Raw genomic sequence first — 15,608 nt, forward strand, 5'->3', positions numbered from 1 at the left:
ATAAAAATAACTTATTAAATGTCATATATGTGTATGAGAGGTTTTGCAATTTAAATTTTGCTCATATTGTGCTACAATGAATTATTTATGCACTATTAAATTAAAAATGATGAGTAAACAAGATCTATTATCGTTGATGAAAGCAAGACACAGCGGACGTTCATACGATCCTACAAGAGCAATATCTCAGGAAGACATGGATATTTTAATGGAAGCTGTAAGGCTGACTCCCTCATGTTTTGGTGATGAACCCTGGAGATACGTAATATGCAACAAACAGAACAATCAAAGCGCATGGGAAAAGCTGCTAAATTGCCTTGATGAATCTAATCAAAAGTGGGCAAAAGATGCACAAATACTAATTATATCTCTAAGCGCTAAGAATTTCCGTAAATCTGATAAAGGTGAAAATTTTTGGGCTAATCACGATACTGGTGCAGCAAATTATACACTTATGCTACAGGCTGCAGCTATGAACTTAATGGCTCATCAAATGGGTGGATTTGATAGAGATAAAATAGTAGAAAAATTCAACATATCCGATGATTTTAATGTAATGTCAGTGATAGCGGTTGGTTACGAAGAAGATGGCGCTGAAACAAGTAAGAAGAAAAGAAGACCAATAGAAGAAATATTTTTTTATGATGAGTGGCCAAAAACTAGTTAACTTACTTTGACCACCCCTCTCTCAATACCTTAAAAATAGGATTATCTGGTAAGTATAGCTCTTTTCATAATAGTCCAAACGAGGTAAAATAAGGTTTTATAGTAGTGAAGGTAAGGATGCCAGCAGCATATAGTTATAAAAAAAGCAATGGAAGCACTAGAAGAAGGAGAAAGCAGGGAAACGGTGGCAGCAAGATTTAAAATTGGAAGAACTACGTTATGGGAGTGGCAGCAAAGAAGAAAAGAAACAGGAGATTTTCAGTCAAAAAAACTTGGAAATGGAGGTTATAATCACAAAATTACTGACTGGAATAAATTTACTGAATTTGCTAAAAAATATGGTGGTATCGGAAATGGCTAAGCTTTGGAGCAATGTTAGTATCCCAACGATCCATCGAGCTCTTAAAAAAATTGGACTCACACGCAAAAAAAGACATATGGATACAAAGAAAGAAACGAAGAAAAACGCGCTGAATTTTTGAAAATTATAGCAACAAAAGAACCTCAAAACTTAGTTTATATAGATGAGTCTGGCATTGATAACACCGAGTTATGGATATTGCCAGAAGGGACAGAGGTTTTATGCTCTAAAATCTGGTAAAAAAATTCAACGAATCAGTATGATTGCAGCCTTAAACGGCAGAAAAATAGTTGTTCCGTTAACATTTGAAGGCCACTGTAATATGGATATCTTTAATAAATGGTTTGAGCAGTTTCTGACACCGATTTTGAAACCTGGACAAACTGTTATCCTTGATAATGCTACTTTTCATAAGTCTAATAAGATTTGCTAAAGGAGTTGGCGCAGAAATTTTATATCTACCGCCTTATTCTCCCGATTTTAACAAAATTGAGCATTATTGGTTTGCTATAAAAAACAGAGCTAGGAAAAACATCCCTCTATTCACATCTTTTCGTCATGCTGTTGATTCCGCTTTTCTATAAGCTTTTCGGACTATTATGAAAAGAGCTATAGTATATCCAATCCAGGAATTTTGGTAAAATCTATACCAGTTACTCGATATAATTCTTCATGCAAAGCAAAGTTTGGTTTACTTTTTCTGTGCTTATTTTTCTCTTCACCTAACTTTTTACTCTCATCAGACTTTATCTCAAATGTTTTATAATATTCTTAAATGCTCCTGTCACATTCTGCTACTTTTTCCTGATAAATATTATATAGCTCAAATTCTTGCTTTAATGTAAATAGGTGTTCTTTTCTATAGTTTCCTGCTAATGCTTTTGCAATAACAGATTTATCACTTTTTATTCGTCCATCTCTTAGTTCAGCCAATTTTTCAGGATTATTCTCACCATCTATTATTGCTTTAATAATTTGCATTCCAGTTACACCAGTTGTATCGCTTATAACTTTATGTAGTTGAATATTCATTTGTGTTAGCGCTTTTTGCATACGCAAAGTATGTGTAGAAGCATTTTCAATTAAATTTTTACGTTGCCGAACATAACTACGCAATACACACATTTGATCATCTGGCCTAAATGACCCTTGGAGTAACCCGTAACTGTGTAGTTGTTGAATCCATTTGCACATCTGATTTTCTCCCAGGTACATTTTTAACATGTTTTGCGTTTACCAGTTTTACTTCAAATCCGTGTGATTCAAGTACTTGAAACAAAGGAATCCAGTACACTCCTGTTGACTCCATGGCTACTGTATTAACTTTACATTTTTTCAACCATTTTGCTATGTTGTAGAGATCTTCCGTAAAGCAGCTAAATTTTTGTATACGTTGTTCATCGCTTCCTTCGGGTACACATACATAATGTACAGCCGAGCCAACATCGATTCCTGCTGCATTAGATCTCTAATTTACTTTTGAACTTTGCCATTTTTAATCTCCATTATATAATAATCCATAATTGAGAAGTGCTTAAGCTTGGGACGGTTGAGTTATACATTCTTCTAATCGAGGTAGCCCAAAAGGCTCAATCAGTGGTTCGACCGTTCCTCCAAAGCCACGCTGTCCTACGGACACTTAAGGCACCATTGCACAGTTCGGCTATAACTGCAAAAAGCTCTTCTCTACAAAATTATACATAAAATTTGCCATACACTCAGCTAGGAAGTTTCTTTTTGGTTTGACAGGTTTTATCTGTCCGGCGCTGTCCAGTATGATAGGGGTTTTTAGGTCAATTCGGCGGATGCTATATACCATGCTGCTATAAAACCTAAATAAATCTTTCTGAATTCGACTTTGTTCTACATTATGAATGGCAGAATTGTTAGTATTATAAAGCCTTTCTGGATGTGGTTCATTTAAGATATTATATACAACAATGGCAGGATGGTCCTTAAGTTCTCTTGCAAGATCTTGCCAAAATTTTGCTGCTTGTTTTTGAAAAGCTTGATCTGACCATAAACGTAAATCATCTTTATCGTTATTATTTTGCTTCCATCTAGATCCAGGTAAGCTAAGCATCGTTAACACTACTGGTATTTTTTGTTGATGAAAAGCATCTAAAACATCTTTCAGAACTTTCAGGTCTTTGGAAATCAGGCCCGGATAATTGTCTGCATTGCCTAAGAGGAAGTCACGTTGCGTAGTTTCAAATTTGTCAGGAGCAAGACGAATAAAACCAATTTTGTATTCCTTTGCTGCTTTGATTAAGTCACTATCAACTTTTCTATTGAAAACATTTGCTCCCTTTCTAACTCCAGTTTGCCAAAAGAGCATTTTGCTGTTCTCCGGTATTGACTTAGCACTCACATTACAGAAAACTATAGAATACAAAACAGCTGTAATTAGAAGAAAAATTTTCACTTATATAATTTTGCTATAATGGTAAGTAACCTAACAGACAAGATCCCGTTTGTAAAGATGCATGGTACTGGCAATAGTTTTGTTATCATAGACTCACGTTCAGCAAATAATTTAGACTGGAATTATAGACAAATTGCTGATCAAGGCAGTTGTGATCAAGTGATAATTATAACAATGTCTAATGCTGCAAACTGCTTTATGCATATCTACAATGCTGACGGTAGTCGAGCTGAAATGTGTGGAAACGCAGCACGCTGTGTTGGATATTTGATAATGTTAGAAAAAGGTACTGAATATATCACTATTGAGCTGATAAATAATCGTATCTTAGAATGTTTTAAAGTAGGTGATAAATCAATAAAGGTCAATATGGGTAAACCACTGCTTAAATGGAATGAAATTCCTCTTTCTTGTGAATGCGATCCCCTTTATCTACCTATAGAGCTTGAAATGCTGAAAGAGCCAGTTGCAGTAAATATTGGTAACCCTCATATAGTTTTTTTTGTTGATAACATAAGCGAAATACCATTGCAGAATTTAGGACCAAAGCTAGAAAATCACGAATTATTTCCTCAGAAAACAAATGTTAGTATTGCACAAATAGAAAAATCTGGAGAAATAAACTTAAGAGTTTGGGAAAGAGGAACAGGTATTACTGCTTCATGTGGTAGTGCGGCTTGTGCAGCATTTGTTGCATCTATACTTCGTAAGTGTTTGGCTACTAAACAAACTTCAGTGCATTTACCAGGAGGTCAGTTACTGATTGAGTGGTCAAAAAATATACTGATGACTGGGGATATAGGGTTTTTATGACCTAGGCTAGGCACTGACACTCATTACTTCTAACACCTTTTTACCAATCACAGCAGGGGTTTCTGCAATCGCAATCCCAGCACTGCGCATAACCTCTAACTTTGCACCAGCACTTCCGCCACTAGAGGAGATAATAGCCCCAGCGTGCCCCATACGTCTTCCTGGAGGTGCTGTTTGACCTGCTACAAAACCAACGATTGGCTTTTTAGTTTTTTCTGTTTTCACAAAATGTGATACATCCTCTTCTTCGTTTCCACCTATTTCACCAATAACTACAATACCATGAGTATCGTCATCTTTTAAAAAGAGCTCCATACAGTCAACAAACGTCATACCATGAACAGGATCCCCTCCAATTCCTATACATGTTGACTGACCAAGACCAACAGCGGTTGTTTGTGCTACCGCTTCATAAGTTAAAGTTCCAGAACGAGACATAATTCCTATATGTCCACGTCTGTGAATATGTCCTGGCATAATTCCTATTTTGCATTCTTCGGGTGTAATAACCCCTGGACAGTTTGGGCCAATCAATCGACTGTTTGAACCAGCGAGAGCGTGCTTTACCTTTACCATGTCAAGTATAGGAATGCCCTCTGTGATGCAAACTATTAATTCTATCTCTGCATCTATTGCCTCAAGTATTGCATCAGCTGCAAATTTAGCAGGTACATATATCACAGTAGCATTCACATCAGTTTTTTCTTTAGCTTCTGCTACGGTATTAAAAACTGGTAAATTAAGGTGAGTGCTTCCACCCTTGCTAGGAGTTACACCGCCAACCATTTTGGTTCCATAGCTAATTGCTTGTTCTGAATGAAATGTACCTTGTGCACCAGTAAAGCCCTGGCATATTAATCTTGTATCTTTATTTACTAAAACAGACATACTCTACTTCACCTCTTGTACTATTTTCTGTGCAGCCTCGTCAAGTTCGTCTGCAGCAATAATATTTAGCCCTGACTCTTCTAAAATTCTTTTTCCTTCTTTAAAGTTAGTGCCTGATAATCTAACCACTAAAGGGACCTTAATATCTATTTCTTTTGCAGCTTCAACTATTCCATTTGCAATGATATCACAACGCATTATACCGCCAAATATATTAACCAAAATTCCTTGTACATTACTATCAGATAATATAATTTTAAATGCTTCAGTGACAGTTTCCTTACTTGCTCCACCACCAACATCTAGAAAGTTAGCAGGCTCTGCTCCATAGTACTTTATTATATCCATTGTTGCCATAGCAAGACCTGCACCGTTCACCATGCAACCAATATTGCCATCCATTTTGATGTAACTAAGTCCATGTTTTGAAGCTTCTATCTCTTCTTTAACTTCTTCATCATAATCACGAAGCTGCACGATTTCTGGATGACGATATAAAGCGTTGTCATCAAAATTAATTTTAGCATCAAGTGCAACAAAATCCCCGGAATTTGTTTCAACTAGTGGGTTAATTTCTATTTGGCTTGCATCAGTTGTAATAAACGCATCATATATATTTTTTGCAATATTTGTTATTCTTTCTATTTGTTCTGAATTCAAATTAAAATTATTGGCAAGTTTACTGTTACCAAGATTTGTAAAACCAGTAGCAGGGTCAATATCAAATTTCACAATTTTTGTAGGAGAATTTTTTGCCACTTCTTCAATATCCATTCCACCTTCTGAGGAAAATATAAATACTAACCTACTGAGCTTTGGATCAACTACTAGACTCAAATAGTACTCTTTTTTAATGCTTGAACCTTCCTCAATGTATACTCTTCTTACCTGCTGTCCACTAGGCCCTGTTTGATGAGTAACTAAAGTTATGCCAAGCATGTCCTTTACAAGTTGTTGAGCTTCTTTAGTTGACTTTGCTAGCTTTACGCCACCAGCCTTACCCCTACCACCTGCATGAATCTGAGCTTTAACCACAAACACGTCAGATTTTAGTTGATTTATTTGAGTTTCTACTCCTTCTGCAGATGTAGCAACAAAACCCTTTGGTACCGGGACATTAAACTTGTGTAAAATTTCCTTTGCTTGATATTCATGAATATTCATAAGATAACTAATTATTAACCTTAGTAAAAACTACCAACCATAACGCTGTCTTCTGCATTCTTGCTGATACCTCTTTTTCCTTGCTTCAGCTTTTTTTTTAGCTGTTTTCTCTGATTTCTTTTCGTGATATTTTTTTTTCATTTTGAGCCCTCTTCCTTCCTTTTGAATTATTTTTCTCAACACTGGAAGAGCTCTATCTACATCACCATAATGGACTGATACTTCAATCAAACTCTATACCTCCTTCGGTAATCACTTCAAAATCCATTTATAAATTAGAAAATTAACATTGTCAATTATTTTATAAACTTGAGCGATAGAATATGATATGCAGTGATTTATATGAAAAAAGCTTCATTCTGCTGTCAATCATTTACTTGCTGATAAAAATTGCTCTTAGGTTACAGTGCTCTTGTAATTTTTCTAATCTCGGGGCGGAGAGATTTGAACTCCCGACCCTTTGGTCCCAAACCAAATGCGCTACCAGGCTGCGCTACGCCCCGACTTCTTTACTAAGAGTATCGATAGTTCGGAAAAATGCAAGTTTCATTTATTTCTTTTAGGAAAAATATAATGCAGATTTCTTTATATAGAGTGTCAAGTTGCACTAGCCATATTAAAAAATCTAGCTATACCAATTGGTGAAGGTTAATGCAGCAACTACAGCAGTATCAACTCTCAAAATTCTTTTTCCTAGACTCAGTTTCTGACAAAATTTATTGGCAGAATCAAGTTCGTAAGATGAAAAACCACCTTCGGGGCCAACAATAATAGCAACGTTTTTCTTGCCTTTTAGAACTTTATTAGGAGGTTGTCCTTCACCTGTTTCATCACACAAAACAAAATTTTTATTCTGGGAATCGGATAATTCACAAAAATTAATAGGAAGAAAAATCTGTGGTATACTTGTCCTACCGGATTGTTCCGCAGCTTCAATTGCCTGTAATTTCGCTCTACTTAGGTTAATGTTTTTTACTACTGTACGTTCTGTTGAAATAAATTGAATGCAGGTTACTCCCATTTCAGTTGCTTGTCTTACTATGTTGCTTAAGGCGCCGCTTTTTACCAGAGCACAATACAAATATAGATTTTTTTCATGTTGTTGTTGTTTAGTGCGTTCTTTTATTATAATTTTTGTCGATTTACTTGATATATTCACTACTTCTCCTAACCATTCTCCATCCTTTCCATTAAAAAGATAGATGTTATCATGCTTCTTAAGCCGCATTACATTGTAAATATAGTGACTTTGTCGTGGATGAAGAGCCAAACTTACATTTTGTGATAAAGCTTCTTCAACATAAAGCCTAATTTTTTTCATTCAAAACTTTAGTTATTTGCATTCTGTTTGAGTGACTCTTACGGGATTTGAACCCGTGTTACCACCGTGAAAGGGTGGTGTCCTAACCACTAGACGAAAGAGTCGACTTGAATCTAACTGAGTTATATCGATTATACATATAAAGTCAATTCAATTATTTTGAATCACACAGTTAGAGTGATATATCAGTGATTTTATATCGACAGCCTCCTATTACCCCATGTTCAATGCTTACTGAACCTATCTCAGATTTAGGAGCTTTAGATCCTAAATCTAATTTTTGTTCAACTTTTGTATCTGAATCATAGCCAGAATCGTATCCAGAATCTCTACGCTCAAAATTTTGCCTTATTTCTTTTACGTTAAAGCCAGCCTTGGTCTTGATTTGCTGACTCGCTGGCTTATTAGCACTTTGCTCATTTAGTTTTACTTGCAAATTATTCACTTTATCCTGCACTAATCCATGATAAGTCCCAGAATTATCTTTTATATGTTTTGCTTGTCTTTCTGATCTCTTTTTCGATAAATCTACTTTAGCATAAATAGGCTCTGGTTGCTCTTTATGATTTAAGCTAGTGGGCTTTTTTTGCTCTGAGAAATCATCTACATCTTCATAAATAGGTTCTCCTGATATACTAGAATAACCACTATCTTTCAATGATAAATTTTCAGTAGATCTTTTATGCAAATCATATACTTCAGCATAAATGGATTCTTCCGATACGCTCAACTCTTCTAATGAGTTACTAACCTTAGCGTCATATACCTCATCATAAATGGGCTCTTTTAAAAGTAAAATATCATCATGCTCAAAAATTCTAGGAGGTTTTTTAGGTGAGTTGGCCTTAAATTTTAGCTCTACTTCCTCTTTAAGCTTGTCACAACTTTCCGTTTGTTTCAAAATCTCCAATATTTCTTTTCTTTCTTTTTTTATTAGCTCACCAAGCACTAAACAACATTTTTCTTTACGATCTTTGAGACTGTCCTTATCTCCGTACTGCATAGCTTCTGATGCTATTTTGTATTGAAGGATTACATTTCCTATACTATTATTTATTTCATTAATATTTGCTCCAGCACTAATAAGTAACGTCATTACATTATGATCAAGATTTGTTACTGCATACTCTAAAGCTCGATTTAAAGTTTGATCATTATTCAAGTCAAATGACCCCTTGTTCCTAAAAGGATTAATTCTAGAAAAGAGTTTTTCAAAGCTGTTTACTATATTATGAAGACTTAAAGCTAGCCTCACGCCTCTTATATTGCTATTTCTAGCGGATTTAATTAAAAAACTATCTACTATACCCATGATTGTACCCCTCTATATAAAAGCTCACCATTGTGGTACAATTTTAAACTATAACGATTTATTTTATATTAATAACCGCTTTTCACACCCACTTGACAAGAGGCGGCATCGACATCATAATTGCATCGGGGTTACCATTAGTCATTAAACCAAACCTTGTACCACGATCATAAAGAAGATTGAACTCCACATATCTGCCACGTTTTATCAATTGTTCTTCTCGTTGTTCTTTTGTCCAAGATTTTTGCATATGTTTGTGTATGATGTGTAAGTAAATTTCTAAAAAGGCTTCACCTACTGCTTTTGTGAACTCAAAATCATTTTTCCAGTTGCCAGAAGTTAGATTGTCATAAAAAATTCCACCAATACCACGTGGCTCTTTTCTATGTTGTAAAAAAAAGTAATCATCACATTGCTTTTTAAATTTCGGATAATATTCGATGTTGAACTCATCGCAAGTTGCTTTAATTGATTCGTGAATATACTTGCAATCTCCCTCATCTTTATAAATTGGAGTAAAGTCCATTCCTCCACCAAACCATTGTTTTGAGGTATATATCAGCCTTGTGTTCATATGTGCTGCAGGGATAAGGGGAGATTGCATGTGAGACACTAAAGATATACCGCTTGCCCAAAACTCTCCATTGCTTTCACTTGCACCAGGAATTTCATTAATGTCTGAGTCTGCGAGCTTTCCGTATACTCTTGAAACGTTTACTCCAACTTTTTCAAAAATATTACCAAAGATAATTGTAGATTCACCACTTCCTCCACCTGGTCGGTTCCAATTTCTTTTTTCGATTTTTGGTTCTGTGAATGACTGTAACTCAATTGATAAGAAAGATTCGGTGATCTTGTTTCTCAGTGCGCAGAACCATTCAAATGCTTGTGTCTTTTGTTTTTCCATAATGCCTTCTGTTGGCTTATTAATATTATTGTACTCTATATTTACAGGAATTAATTAGATTGGGATAGTAACTACCCATCAAGGATGTTAATAAATCTATAATAATTCAATCAATATAGTAGAATATTTTTATATGTGCAAGGATGCCAAGCAATAATAATGAGTAAAAGATACATAGATAACAAAAAAGAGAACAGAGTTGACTTCATACTAAGAAATTATGGGATGTCAATTATTGTGATGGCAGTCATTATGTTCTTACCTCCAATAGCAATATCAGTACTCTATTTTTCTAATGTATATAGTCAGCATGTTAATATAGAGATTAATTTATTAATTAGCATTCTAATGACTCTCTTTGTGGCATATAATATAAAACGTTACAAGTATCTACTTAATATCATAGAGTTTCAAAATGCAATATTTGCAAATGCGCTGAATCATAATACAGAGTTTTGTCTCATTTTACATAAAGATGAGGGTATTATTTATGCTGATGCGAGGTTCTACGAAAGGTTTAAAGATCACATAAACGATGATGTTACGCTAGATAAAATTCTTGAAGCAGGAGATGTGTCAGAAAAAGACAGAAAATCACTCTATCATGCGTTAAGAAATAACACTTCTGTAAAAGTATGCATTTCATTAAGCAAGAAGAGTAGAATATCTAACTTTCTTTTGCTCTCTGAACCAATACCGGATAATCCACAAATTGCTATAAATAGTAATAAGACTTTAAATTTATCATTAGCCCCAATAGCAAGACCGAATGGGTATTTTGTACTGAAGGCAACACAGGTAAACAAAGAGCAGGTATATGAAGAGTTGATAGAGAAACACAATATAGCAACTTACGTTGCAAATACAAAAGGAGGTATCTTATCTGTAAATAAAAGATTTTTAGACATGTTTGAACTAAAAAAATTGGAAAAAGGTAGCTCAATCAATGATTTTATATCTCAATCTAAGTATGACGATACAATAACCAAAAATGAAATTATGTTTTTTACTATAAGCGGTGCTCCATTTAAGGCTTATATGAGTACTGCTATATTTTGTGATAAATACAATCATAGCTATATACACGGCTTTATAACACCAACTGAATCAAATATTGTTGATTATCAACTACACCCTTGTTTTACAAATTCGTCAATTGCTATTGCACAATGCGACATAAATGGCAATTTTATAAAGAAAAATATAGCATTAGTAAAACTTGCGGGGTCAAATAATGGTTCTATCTTTGCATTGATATCAGATGGTTATCATATGAAAGTGCGTGAATATTTTTCAAGTAATAGGATAAATAATGCGTCCTTTGATGTGCAGCTCAATTGCGGTAATAACATGAAAATATATTTTAATAAGTTTCTTCATAATAAAGTGATGTTCATACTTTGTTATTTTATTGATAATACTGAACGTAAAAAACTAGAGATAAAACTTGAGCATTATCAAAAGGTGCAAGCTATAGGGCAATTAGCAGGTGGTATTGCACATGATTTCAATAATATATTAACCGGAATAATAGGATTTTGTGATTTGCTTTTACTCCAGCACTCAGCTAGCGATCCATCTTTTGGAGATATAATACAGATACAGCAAAATGCAAAACGTGGGTCAAATTTAGTAAGACAACTGCTTGCTTTTTCAAGAAGACAGACTTTGCAGCCAAAGATTATTAATGTAAATGGTACGATAGCTAATCTTTATGAAATGATCAAAAGATTAATAGGTGAAAATATAAAATTTAATATTTATTATGGTAGCGATTTGGGTGCTGTTAGGGCTGACCAAGGACAATTAGAGCAAGTTATGCTTAACTTAGCAGTTAATGCTGGTGCTGCTATGGAAAAGGGGGGAGAGTTAACTATACGAACCTTTAATCAAAAGGTTGATTCATTAAATTCTACACCTCAGGATATGTTTTCTCCAGATAAGGAAACGATTGAACATGGGAATTATGTTGTGATTGAAGTGATTGATACTGGATGTGGAATGACGAGTGATATAATTGAAAAGGCATTTGATCCATTTTTTTCTACCAAAGATATTACTTCTGGTACAGGTCTTGGCCTCTCTACTGTATATGGCATTATTAAACAAACCGAAGGATACATCTATGTTGCTAGCAAAGTGAATCATGGAACTAAATTTAGCATATTTTTGCCCATAGTTTACATATCGGATGAAAATGATAAAGAGGAAGATAGTAAAGAAATAGAGAAACCGGTAGAGATTAAAGGTAATGGTATAATTTTATTAATTGAAGATGAAGATTCAGTAAGGGAATTTACTGCTAAGGCTCTTACAAGAAAAGGATTTAATGTAATAGAAGCGAGTATAGGCAGCGAGGCACTAGAGATCATTAGAAAAAAAAATCAACACATAGATCTAATAATCACTGATGTAATCATGCCAGAGGTGAGTGGTCCAGAAATAGTTAAAGAAACATTGATACATAGGCCAAACATCAAAGTTATTTTTATTTCTGGGTATACAGAGGATGCTTTTTTAAAGAGCGATGAAATCAATATAGAAGACTTCCATTTTTTACCCAAACCATTTACTCTGAATGAGTTAGGAAATAAGGTTCAAAGTGTGTTACACAAGACAAAAAAAGGCAGTTTACTTTGAGTATGATTGGCAACAAAAAAATTTTTCTAATGCAAAAATTTCTTGCATATATACAATAGAGTTATTTTATACATAAGATAAAAGGCGTGAGCAAGATCATTGCAATAGTAAATCAAAAGGGTGGAGTTGGTAAAACTACAACTAGTATAAATTTATCAACAGCCTTTGCTGCTGTGGGAAAAAGTACTTTACTGGTAGATCTTGACCCTCAAGGAAATGCTAGTACAGGACTTGGGATTTCTTATCGTAGCAGGGAAGAAAAAAATATATATAAAATACTGCTGAGCAGCGAAAGTGAATTGGTGGAATCGGCAATTTTCAATATAAAGGAAATTCCAAATCTATCGCTGATTTCATCAGTGGTTGACTTATCAGCTGCAGAAATTGAGCTATCACAACTTGAGCAGGGAAAATTCGTACTAAAAGATACGCTAGAGAAAGTACGTAATAATTATGAGTACATAATTATCGATTGTCCTCCATCACTTGGTCTGCTTACTATCAATGCTCTGACCGCTGCTGACTCGATTATTGTTCCTCTTCAGTGTGAATTTTTCGCTCTGGAAGGATTGAGCCATTTAGTTAAGACTGTAGAGCTGATAAAAAGAAATAACCTAAACCCTTTCCTGTTAATAGAAGGAATATTGCTCACAATGTATGACAGACGCAACAAACTTAGTGAGCAGATTAAAAATGATATTTGCCAATATTTAAATGATAAAGTATATAAAACTATTATCCCCTTGTATGTGACCATTATTCCACGTAATGTACGGTTATCAGAAGCGCCTTCTCATGGAAAACCTGCTATTGTATATGATCTTAAGTGTCCTGGTGCACAAGCATATATAAGTTTGGCAAAAGAAATTTTAAAGAAACACATGAGCATCTGTAAAGAGAAAAAGCTGATAAGTGAGGGTGCAGCGTGAAGGACAATAGGCGCTTAGGTAGAGGTCTTGCTGGCCTCATAGGCGATAATTATGGTAATAAAGAAGATCGGTTACCTATTTCATTACTACACCCGAGCAAATTTCAGCCGAGAAAATATTTTGATGAGGAGTCATTAAAAGAACTTGCAGGTTCGATAGAGAAAAATGGTATAATACAACCTGTTGTGGTGCGCAAAGATCCAAATAATGAAGGTTATGAAATAGTAGCAGGGGAACGTCGTTGGCGGGCAAGTAAAATTGCAAATCTTGATAGTGTGCCAGTCATCATAAAAGATTTAAATGACAAGGAATGCTTAGAAGTATCGATAATTGAAAACATACAGAGGCAAGATATTAATCCAATAGAAGAAGGTGAGGCGTACAGAAAACTAATAGATGAATTCTCCTATACACACGAAGAATTCGCCTTAACTTTAGGTAAAAGCCGCAGTCACATAACCAATATGATACGAATGCTGTCACTCCCTAATGGAGTAAAAACAATGATCAACGAGAAAAAATTGTCTATGGGTCATGCAAGAGCATTGATTAATGTTGAAAATGCGGAAAGTATTGCAGAAAGAATAGTTTCTCAGGGCCTGAGCGTTAGACAAACTGAAAAATTGATAAAAGACTTACAACAAAATAACGACCGAAAAGAGCATAATTGTACTAAAAATCAAGATATGGCAGCATTAGAAGGAGCTATATCTTCTCAGCTTGGTTTAAAGATCAAAATTAATGACAGTAATTCTAAGGGTAAAGTCATGATACGTTATAACAACTCAAATGAATTGGATTTTATATTGAAAATTTTGAATAGAAGACTTGAATCAGCTATTAATGTCGAAAGTAGCTCATAGAAATTTCTTGACAAACCTTCCCACTTTCCTTGCAATGGAAGTGAAATGGTGGAGTTTGTCAAGTAAGTTATTTCGTTTCTACCTTCAATAAAAATTTGCACGCAATAGCACAGAAGCATACGTTGCTATTCCCTCATTTCTTCCAATAGAACCTAATTTTTCCGCTGTGGTTGCTTTGATATTTACGAATTCACCATTAATTTCTAATATTTTTGATATGAATTCCTTCATTCCTGCTTTGTAAGGCGATATTTTAGGCTCTTCACAAACTATAGTAATATCTAAATTAGACACGCTATATCCTTTTTCCTGTGCTTTTTTAGCAGCAAAGTCAAGAAAATGAGATGAATTGCAATCCTTCCATTTAGAGGAATTAGGAGGAAAATGTTCTCCTATATCGCCACATCCTAGTGCTCCGAGTATTGCATCAACGATTGCATGTATTGCAACATCACCATCGGAATGTGCCTCTATTGCCATATTATGCTCAATTTCCACACCGCAAATTTTTATAAAGCTCTTAGCATCATTTTGAATTTTAACAAATTTATGTATATCATAACCGGTTCCGACACGGAATTTTGGCTCTCCAAAGAGAAGTTTTGCCATATTGATATCCTCTTTTGTAGTTAACTTAAAATTCTTTTTCTCACCTTCAATAATCGCAACATGTTTTTTATGCTCCACCATTAGTGATGAATCATCAGTAAATTCTTTGACTGACTGATAGCACGATAATAATTCTCTGAAATTAAAAATTTGAGGGGTTTGTATGGCTCTAAGTTTTTCTCTTGAAATCGTAGATTCAACGAAATTATTACTCACCAACGATATAGTATCCTCGACTTCTATTGCTGGAACTACTCCTGTATATTGACCATTAATCATAGATTCAATCAAGTTATTTATTAGAATATTTGATACAAAAGGCCTACAAGCATCATGTATAATAACAAAATCTGGATTGATCTTTTGCAAACTCTCCAGTCCAAGTTTAACTGAACTCTGCCTGCTTTTTTCTCCACATACTGGACTCAGCAATTTAGTATCTATAGTTGATGACGTAACTTCTTTATAGAAATCTTTTTGATTTTCATTTACTACCACTCTTATGTAACTTATGTACTGATTAGCTAAGAATTTTCTAATTGTGTGAAATAAAACAGACTTACCTGCCAGTTTTATATACTGTTTAGGGATTTTGGCATTGCATCTACTGCCTACTCCTGCTGCAACTATTAATGCTGCTATCTTGTATTCCTCAAGTCTGTTAGTGTACATGCTTATCATTTTCGTTGTTAATACAAGTTATCTAGCAT

The 15,608-nt window shown here is 34.5% G+C and carries 13 protein-coding genes, 2 tRNA genes and 2 pseudogenes; 6 read left to right on the top strand and 11 right to left on the bottom strand.

The features are described from left to right. Positions 1-76 precede the first annotated feature (76 nt). Together OOL01_RS07735 and OOL01_RS07740 are read left to right on the top strand one after the other, a co-directional pair. Complete coding sequence (locus OOL01_RS07735; protein WP_264686744.1) at positions 77-667, top strand: nitroreductase family protein; 591 nt, start codon at positions 77-79, stop codon at positions 665-667. A 116-nt stretch (positions 668-783) separates the two neighbouring features. Next, a pseudogene (locus tag OOL01_RS07740) lies at positions 784-1,611 on the top strand (IS630 family transposase). Between the two features lie 28 nt (positions 1,612-1,639). On the opposite strand, the pseudogene OOL01_RS07745 reads toward OOL01_RS07740, so the two are convergent. Together OOL01_RS07745 and OOL01_RS07750 are read right to left on the bottom strand one after the other, a co-directional pair. Beyond that, positions 1,640-2,520 (bottom strand): annotated as a pseudogene (locus tag OOL01_RS07745) (IS110 family RNA-guided transposase); the annotation flags it as partial. 170 nt (positions 2,521-2,690) lie between these two features. Then, the gene (locus OOL01_RS07750; protein ID WP_264686745.1) at positions 2,691-3,398 is read right to left on the bottom strand and encodes a glycoside hydrolase family 5 protein; all 708 of its coding nucleotides are present in this window, start codon (positions 3,396-3,398) and stop codon (positions 2,691-2,693) included. Between the two features lie 72 nt (positions 3,399-3,470). Between OOL01_RS07750 and dapF the strand changes: the two genes are divergently transcribed. Beyond that, positions 3,471-4,265, top strand: a complete 795-nt coding sequence (gene dapF, locus OOL01_RS07755; protein WP_010403976.1) for a diaminopimelate epimerase — start codon at positions 3,471-3,473, stop codon at positions 4,263-4,265. Between the two features lie 6 nt (positions 4,266-4,271). Here the strand turns inward: dapF and sucD are convergent, their stop codons facing one another. From sucD to hemF, 8 genes are all read right to left on the bottom strand, one after another. Then, a complete protein-coding gene (sucD, locus tag OOL01_RS07760; protein ID WP_064085491.1) occupies positions 4,272-5,153 on the bottom strand; it encodes a succinate--CoA ligase subunit alpha in 882 nt (293 codons plus the stop codon). Between the two features lie 3 nt (positions 5,154-5,156). After that, positions 5,157-6,317: an ADP-forming succinate--CoA ligase subunit beta gene (gene sucC, locus OOL01_RS07765; protein WP_264686746.1), complete on the bottom strand. Its 1,161-nt coding sequence runs from the start codon at positions 6,315-6,317 to the stop codon at positions 5,157-5,159. Between the two features lie 30 nt (positions 6,318-6,347). Continuing rightward, entirely contained in the window at positions 6,348-6,548 is a 201-nt protein-coding gene (rpsU, locus tag OOL01_RS07770; RefSeq protein ID WP_007302350.1) for a 30S ribosomal protein S21, read from the bottom strand. A gap of 198 nt (positions 6,549-6,746) precedes the next feature. Next, positions 6,747-6,820: transfer RNA gene (locus OOL01_RS07775), tRNA-Pro, on the bottom strand. Between the two features lie 122 nt (positions 6,821-6,942). Beyond that, a complete protein-coding gene (locus OOL01_RS07780; protein WP_015588133.1) occupies positions 6,943-7,638 on the bottom strand; it encodes a 16S rRNA (uracil(1498)-N(3))-methyltransferase in 696 nt (231 codons plus the stop codon). A gap of 32 nt (positions 7,639-7,670) precedes the next feature. Next, positions 7,671-7,742 (bottom strand) — tRNA-Glu (locus tag OOL01_RS07785). Positions 7,743-7,810: 68 nt separating this feature from the next. Then, complete coding sequence (locus tag OOL01_RS07790; RefSeq protein WP_179949529.1) at positions 7,811-8,950, bottom strand: hypothetical protein; 1,140 nt, start codon at positions 8,948-8,950, stop codon at positions 7,811-7,813. A gap of 82 nt (positions 8,951-9,032) precedes the next feature. After that, on the bottom strand, positions 9,033-9,857 hold the full coding sequence (gene hemF / locus OOL01_RS07795; RefSeq protein WP_264686747.1) for an oxygen-dependent coproporphyrinogen oxidase: 825 nt from the start codon (positions 9,855-9,857) through the stop codon (positions 9,033-9,035). Positions 9,858-10,016: 159 nt separating this feature from the next. Here hemF and OOL01_RS07800 point away from each other — a divergent pair, with 159 nt between their 5' ends. The 3 genes from OOL01_RS07800 (at position 10,017) to OOL01_RS07810 (ending at position 14,289) form a co-directional block, all read left to right on the top strand. Beyond that, a complete protein-coding gene (locus OOL01_RS07800; protein ID WP_264686748.1) occupies positions 10,017-12,497 on the top strand; it encodes a response regulator in 2,481 nt (826 codons plus the stop codon). Positions 12,498-12,583: 86 nt separating this feature from the next. Further along, positions 12,584-13,426, top strand: a complete 843-nt coding sequence (locus OOL01_RS07805) for a ParA family protein (protein ID WP_010404000.1) — start codon at positions 12,584-12,586, stop codon at positions 13,424-13,426. Further along, on the top strand, positions 13,423-14,289 hold the full coding sequence (locus OOL01_RS07810) for a ParB/RepB/Spo0J family partition protein (protein WP_264686749.1): 867 nt from the start codon (positions 13,423-13,425) through the stop codon (positions 14,287-14,289). The genes OOL01_RS07805 and OOL01_RS07810 overlap by 4 nt, the downstream gene beginning before the upstream one ends. Positions 14,290-14,373: 84 nt before the next feature. Here the strand turns inward: OOL01_RS07810 and ispD are convergent, their stop codons facing one another. Then, on the bottom strand, positions 14,374-15,579 hold the full coding sequence (ispD, locus tag OOL01_RS07815; RefSeq protein ID WP_264686750.1) for a 2-C-methyl-D-erythritol 4-phosphate cytidylyltransferase: 1,206 nt from the start codon (positions 15,577-15,579) through the stop codon (positions 14,374-14,376). Between the last annotated feature and the right edge of the window lie 29 nt (positions 15,580-15,608).

The sequence above is a fragment of the Wolbachia endosymbiont (group B) of Rhopobota naevana genome, assembly GCF_947250615.1.
Lineage (GTDB): Bacteria > Pseudomonadota > Alphaproteobacteria > Rickettsiales > Anaplasmataceae > Wolbachia.

Excerpts from the sequence above, each read along its gene's own strand:
- OOL01_RS07780 (WP_015588133.1), bottom strand. The coding sequence starts at position 7,638 with ATGAAAAAAATTAGGCTTTATGTTGAAGAAGCTTTATCACAAAATGTA.
- ispD (WP_264686750.1), bottom strand. The coding sequence starts at position 15,579 with ATGATAAGCATGTACACTAACAGACTTGAGGAATACAAGATAGCAGCA.
- dapF (WP_010403976.1), top strand. The coding sequence starts at position 3,471 with ATGGTAAGTAACCTAACAGACAAGATCCCGTTTGTAAAGATGCATGGT.
- sucD (WP_064085491.1), bottom strand. The coding sequence starts at position 5,153 with ATGTCTGTTTTAGTAAATAAAGATACAAGATTAATATGCCAGGGCTTT.
- OOL01_RS07790 (WP_179949529.1), bottom strand. The coding sequence starts at position 8,950 with ATGGGTATAGTAGATAGTTTTTTAATTAAATCCGCTAGAAATAGCAAT.
- sucC (WP_264686746.1), bottom strand. The coding sequence starts at position 6,317 with ATGAATATTCATGAATATCAAGCAAAGGAAATTTTACACAAGTTTAAT.
- OOL01_RS07735 (WP_264686744.1), top strand. The coding sequence starts at position 77 with ATGAATTATTTATGCACTATTAAATTAAAAATGATGAGTAAACAAGAT.
- OOL01_RS07800 (WP_264686748.1), top strand. The coding sequence starts at position 10,017 with ATGAGTAAAAGATACATAGATAACAAAAAAGAGAACAGAGTTGACTTC.
- hemF (WP_264686747.1), bottom strand. The coding sequence starts at position 9,857 with ATGGAAAAACAAAAGACACAAGCATTTGAATGGTTCTGCGCACTGAGA.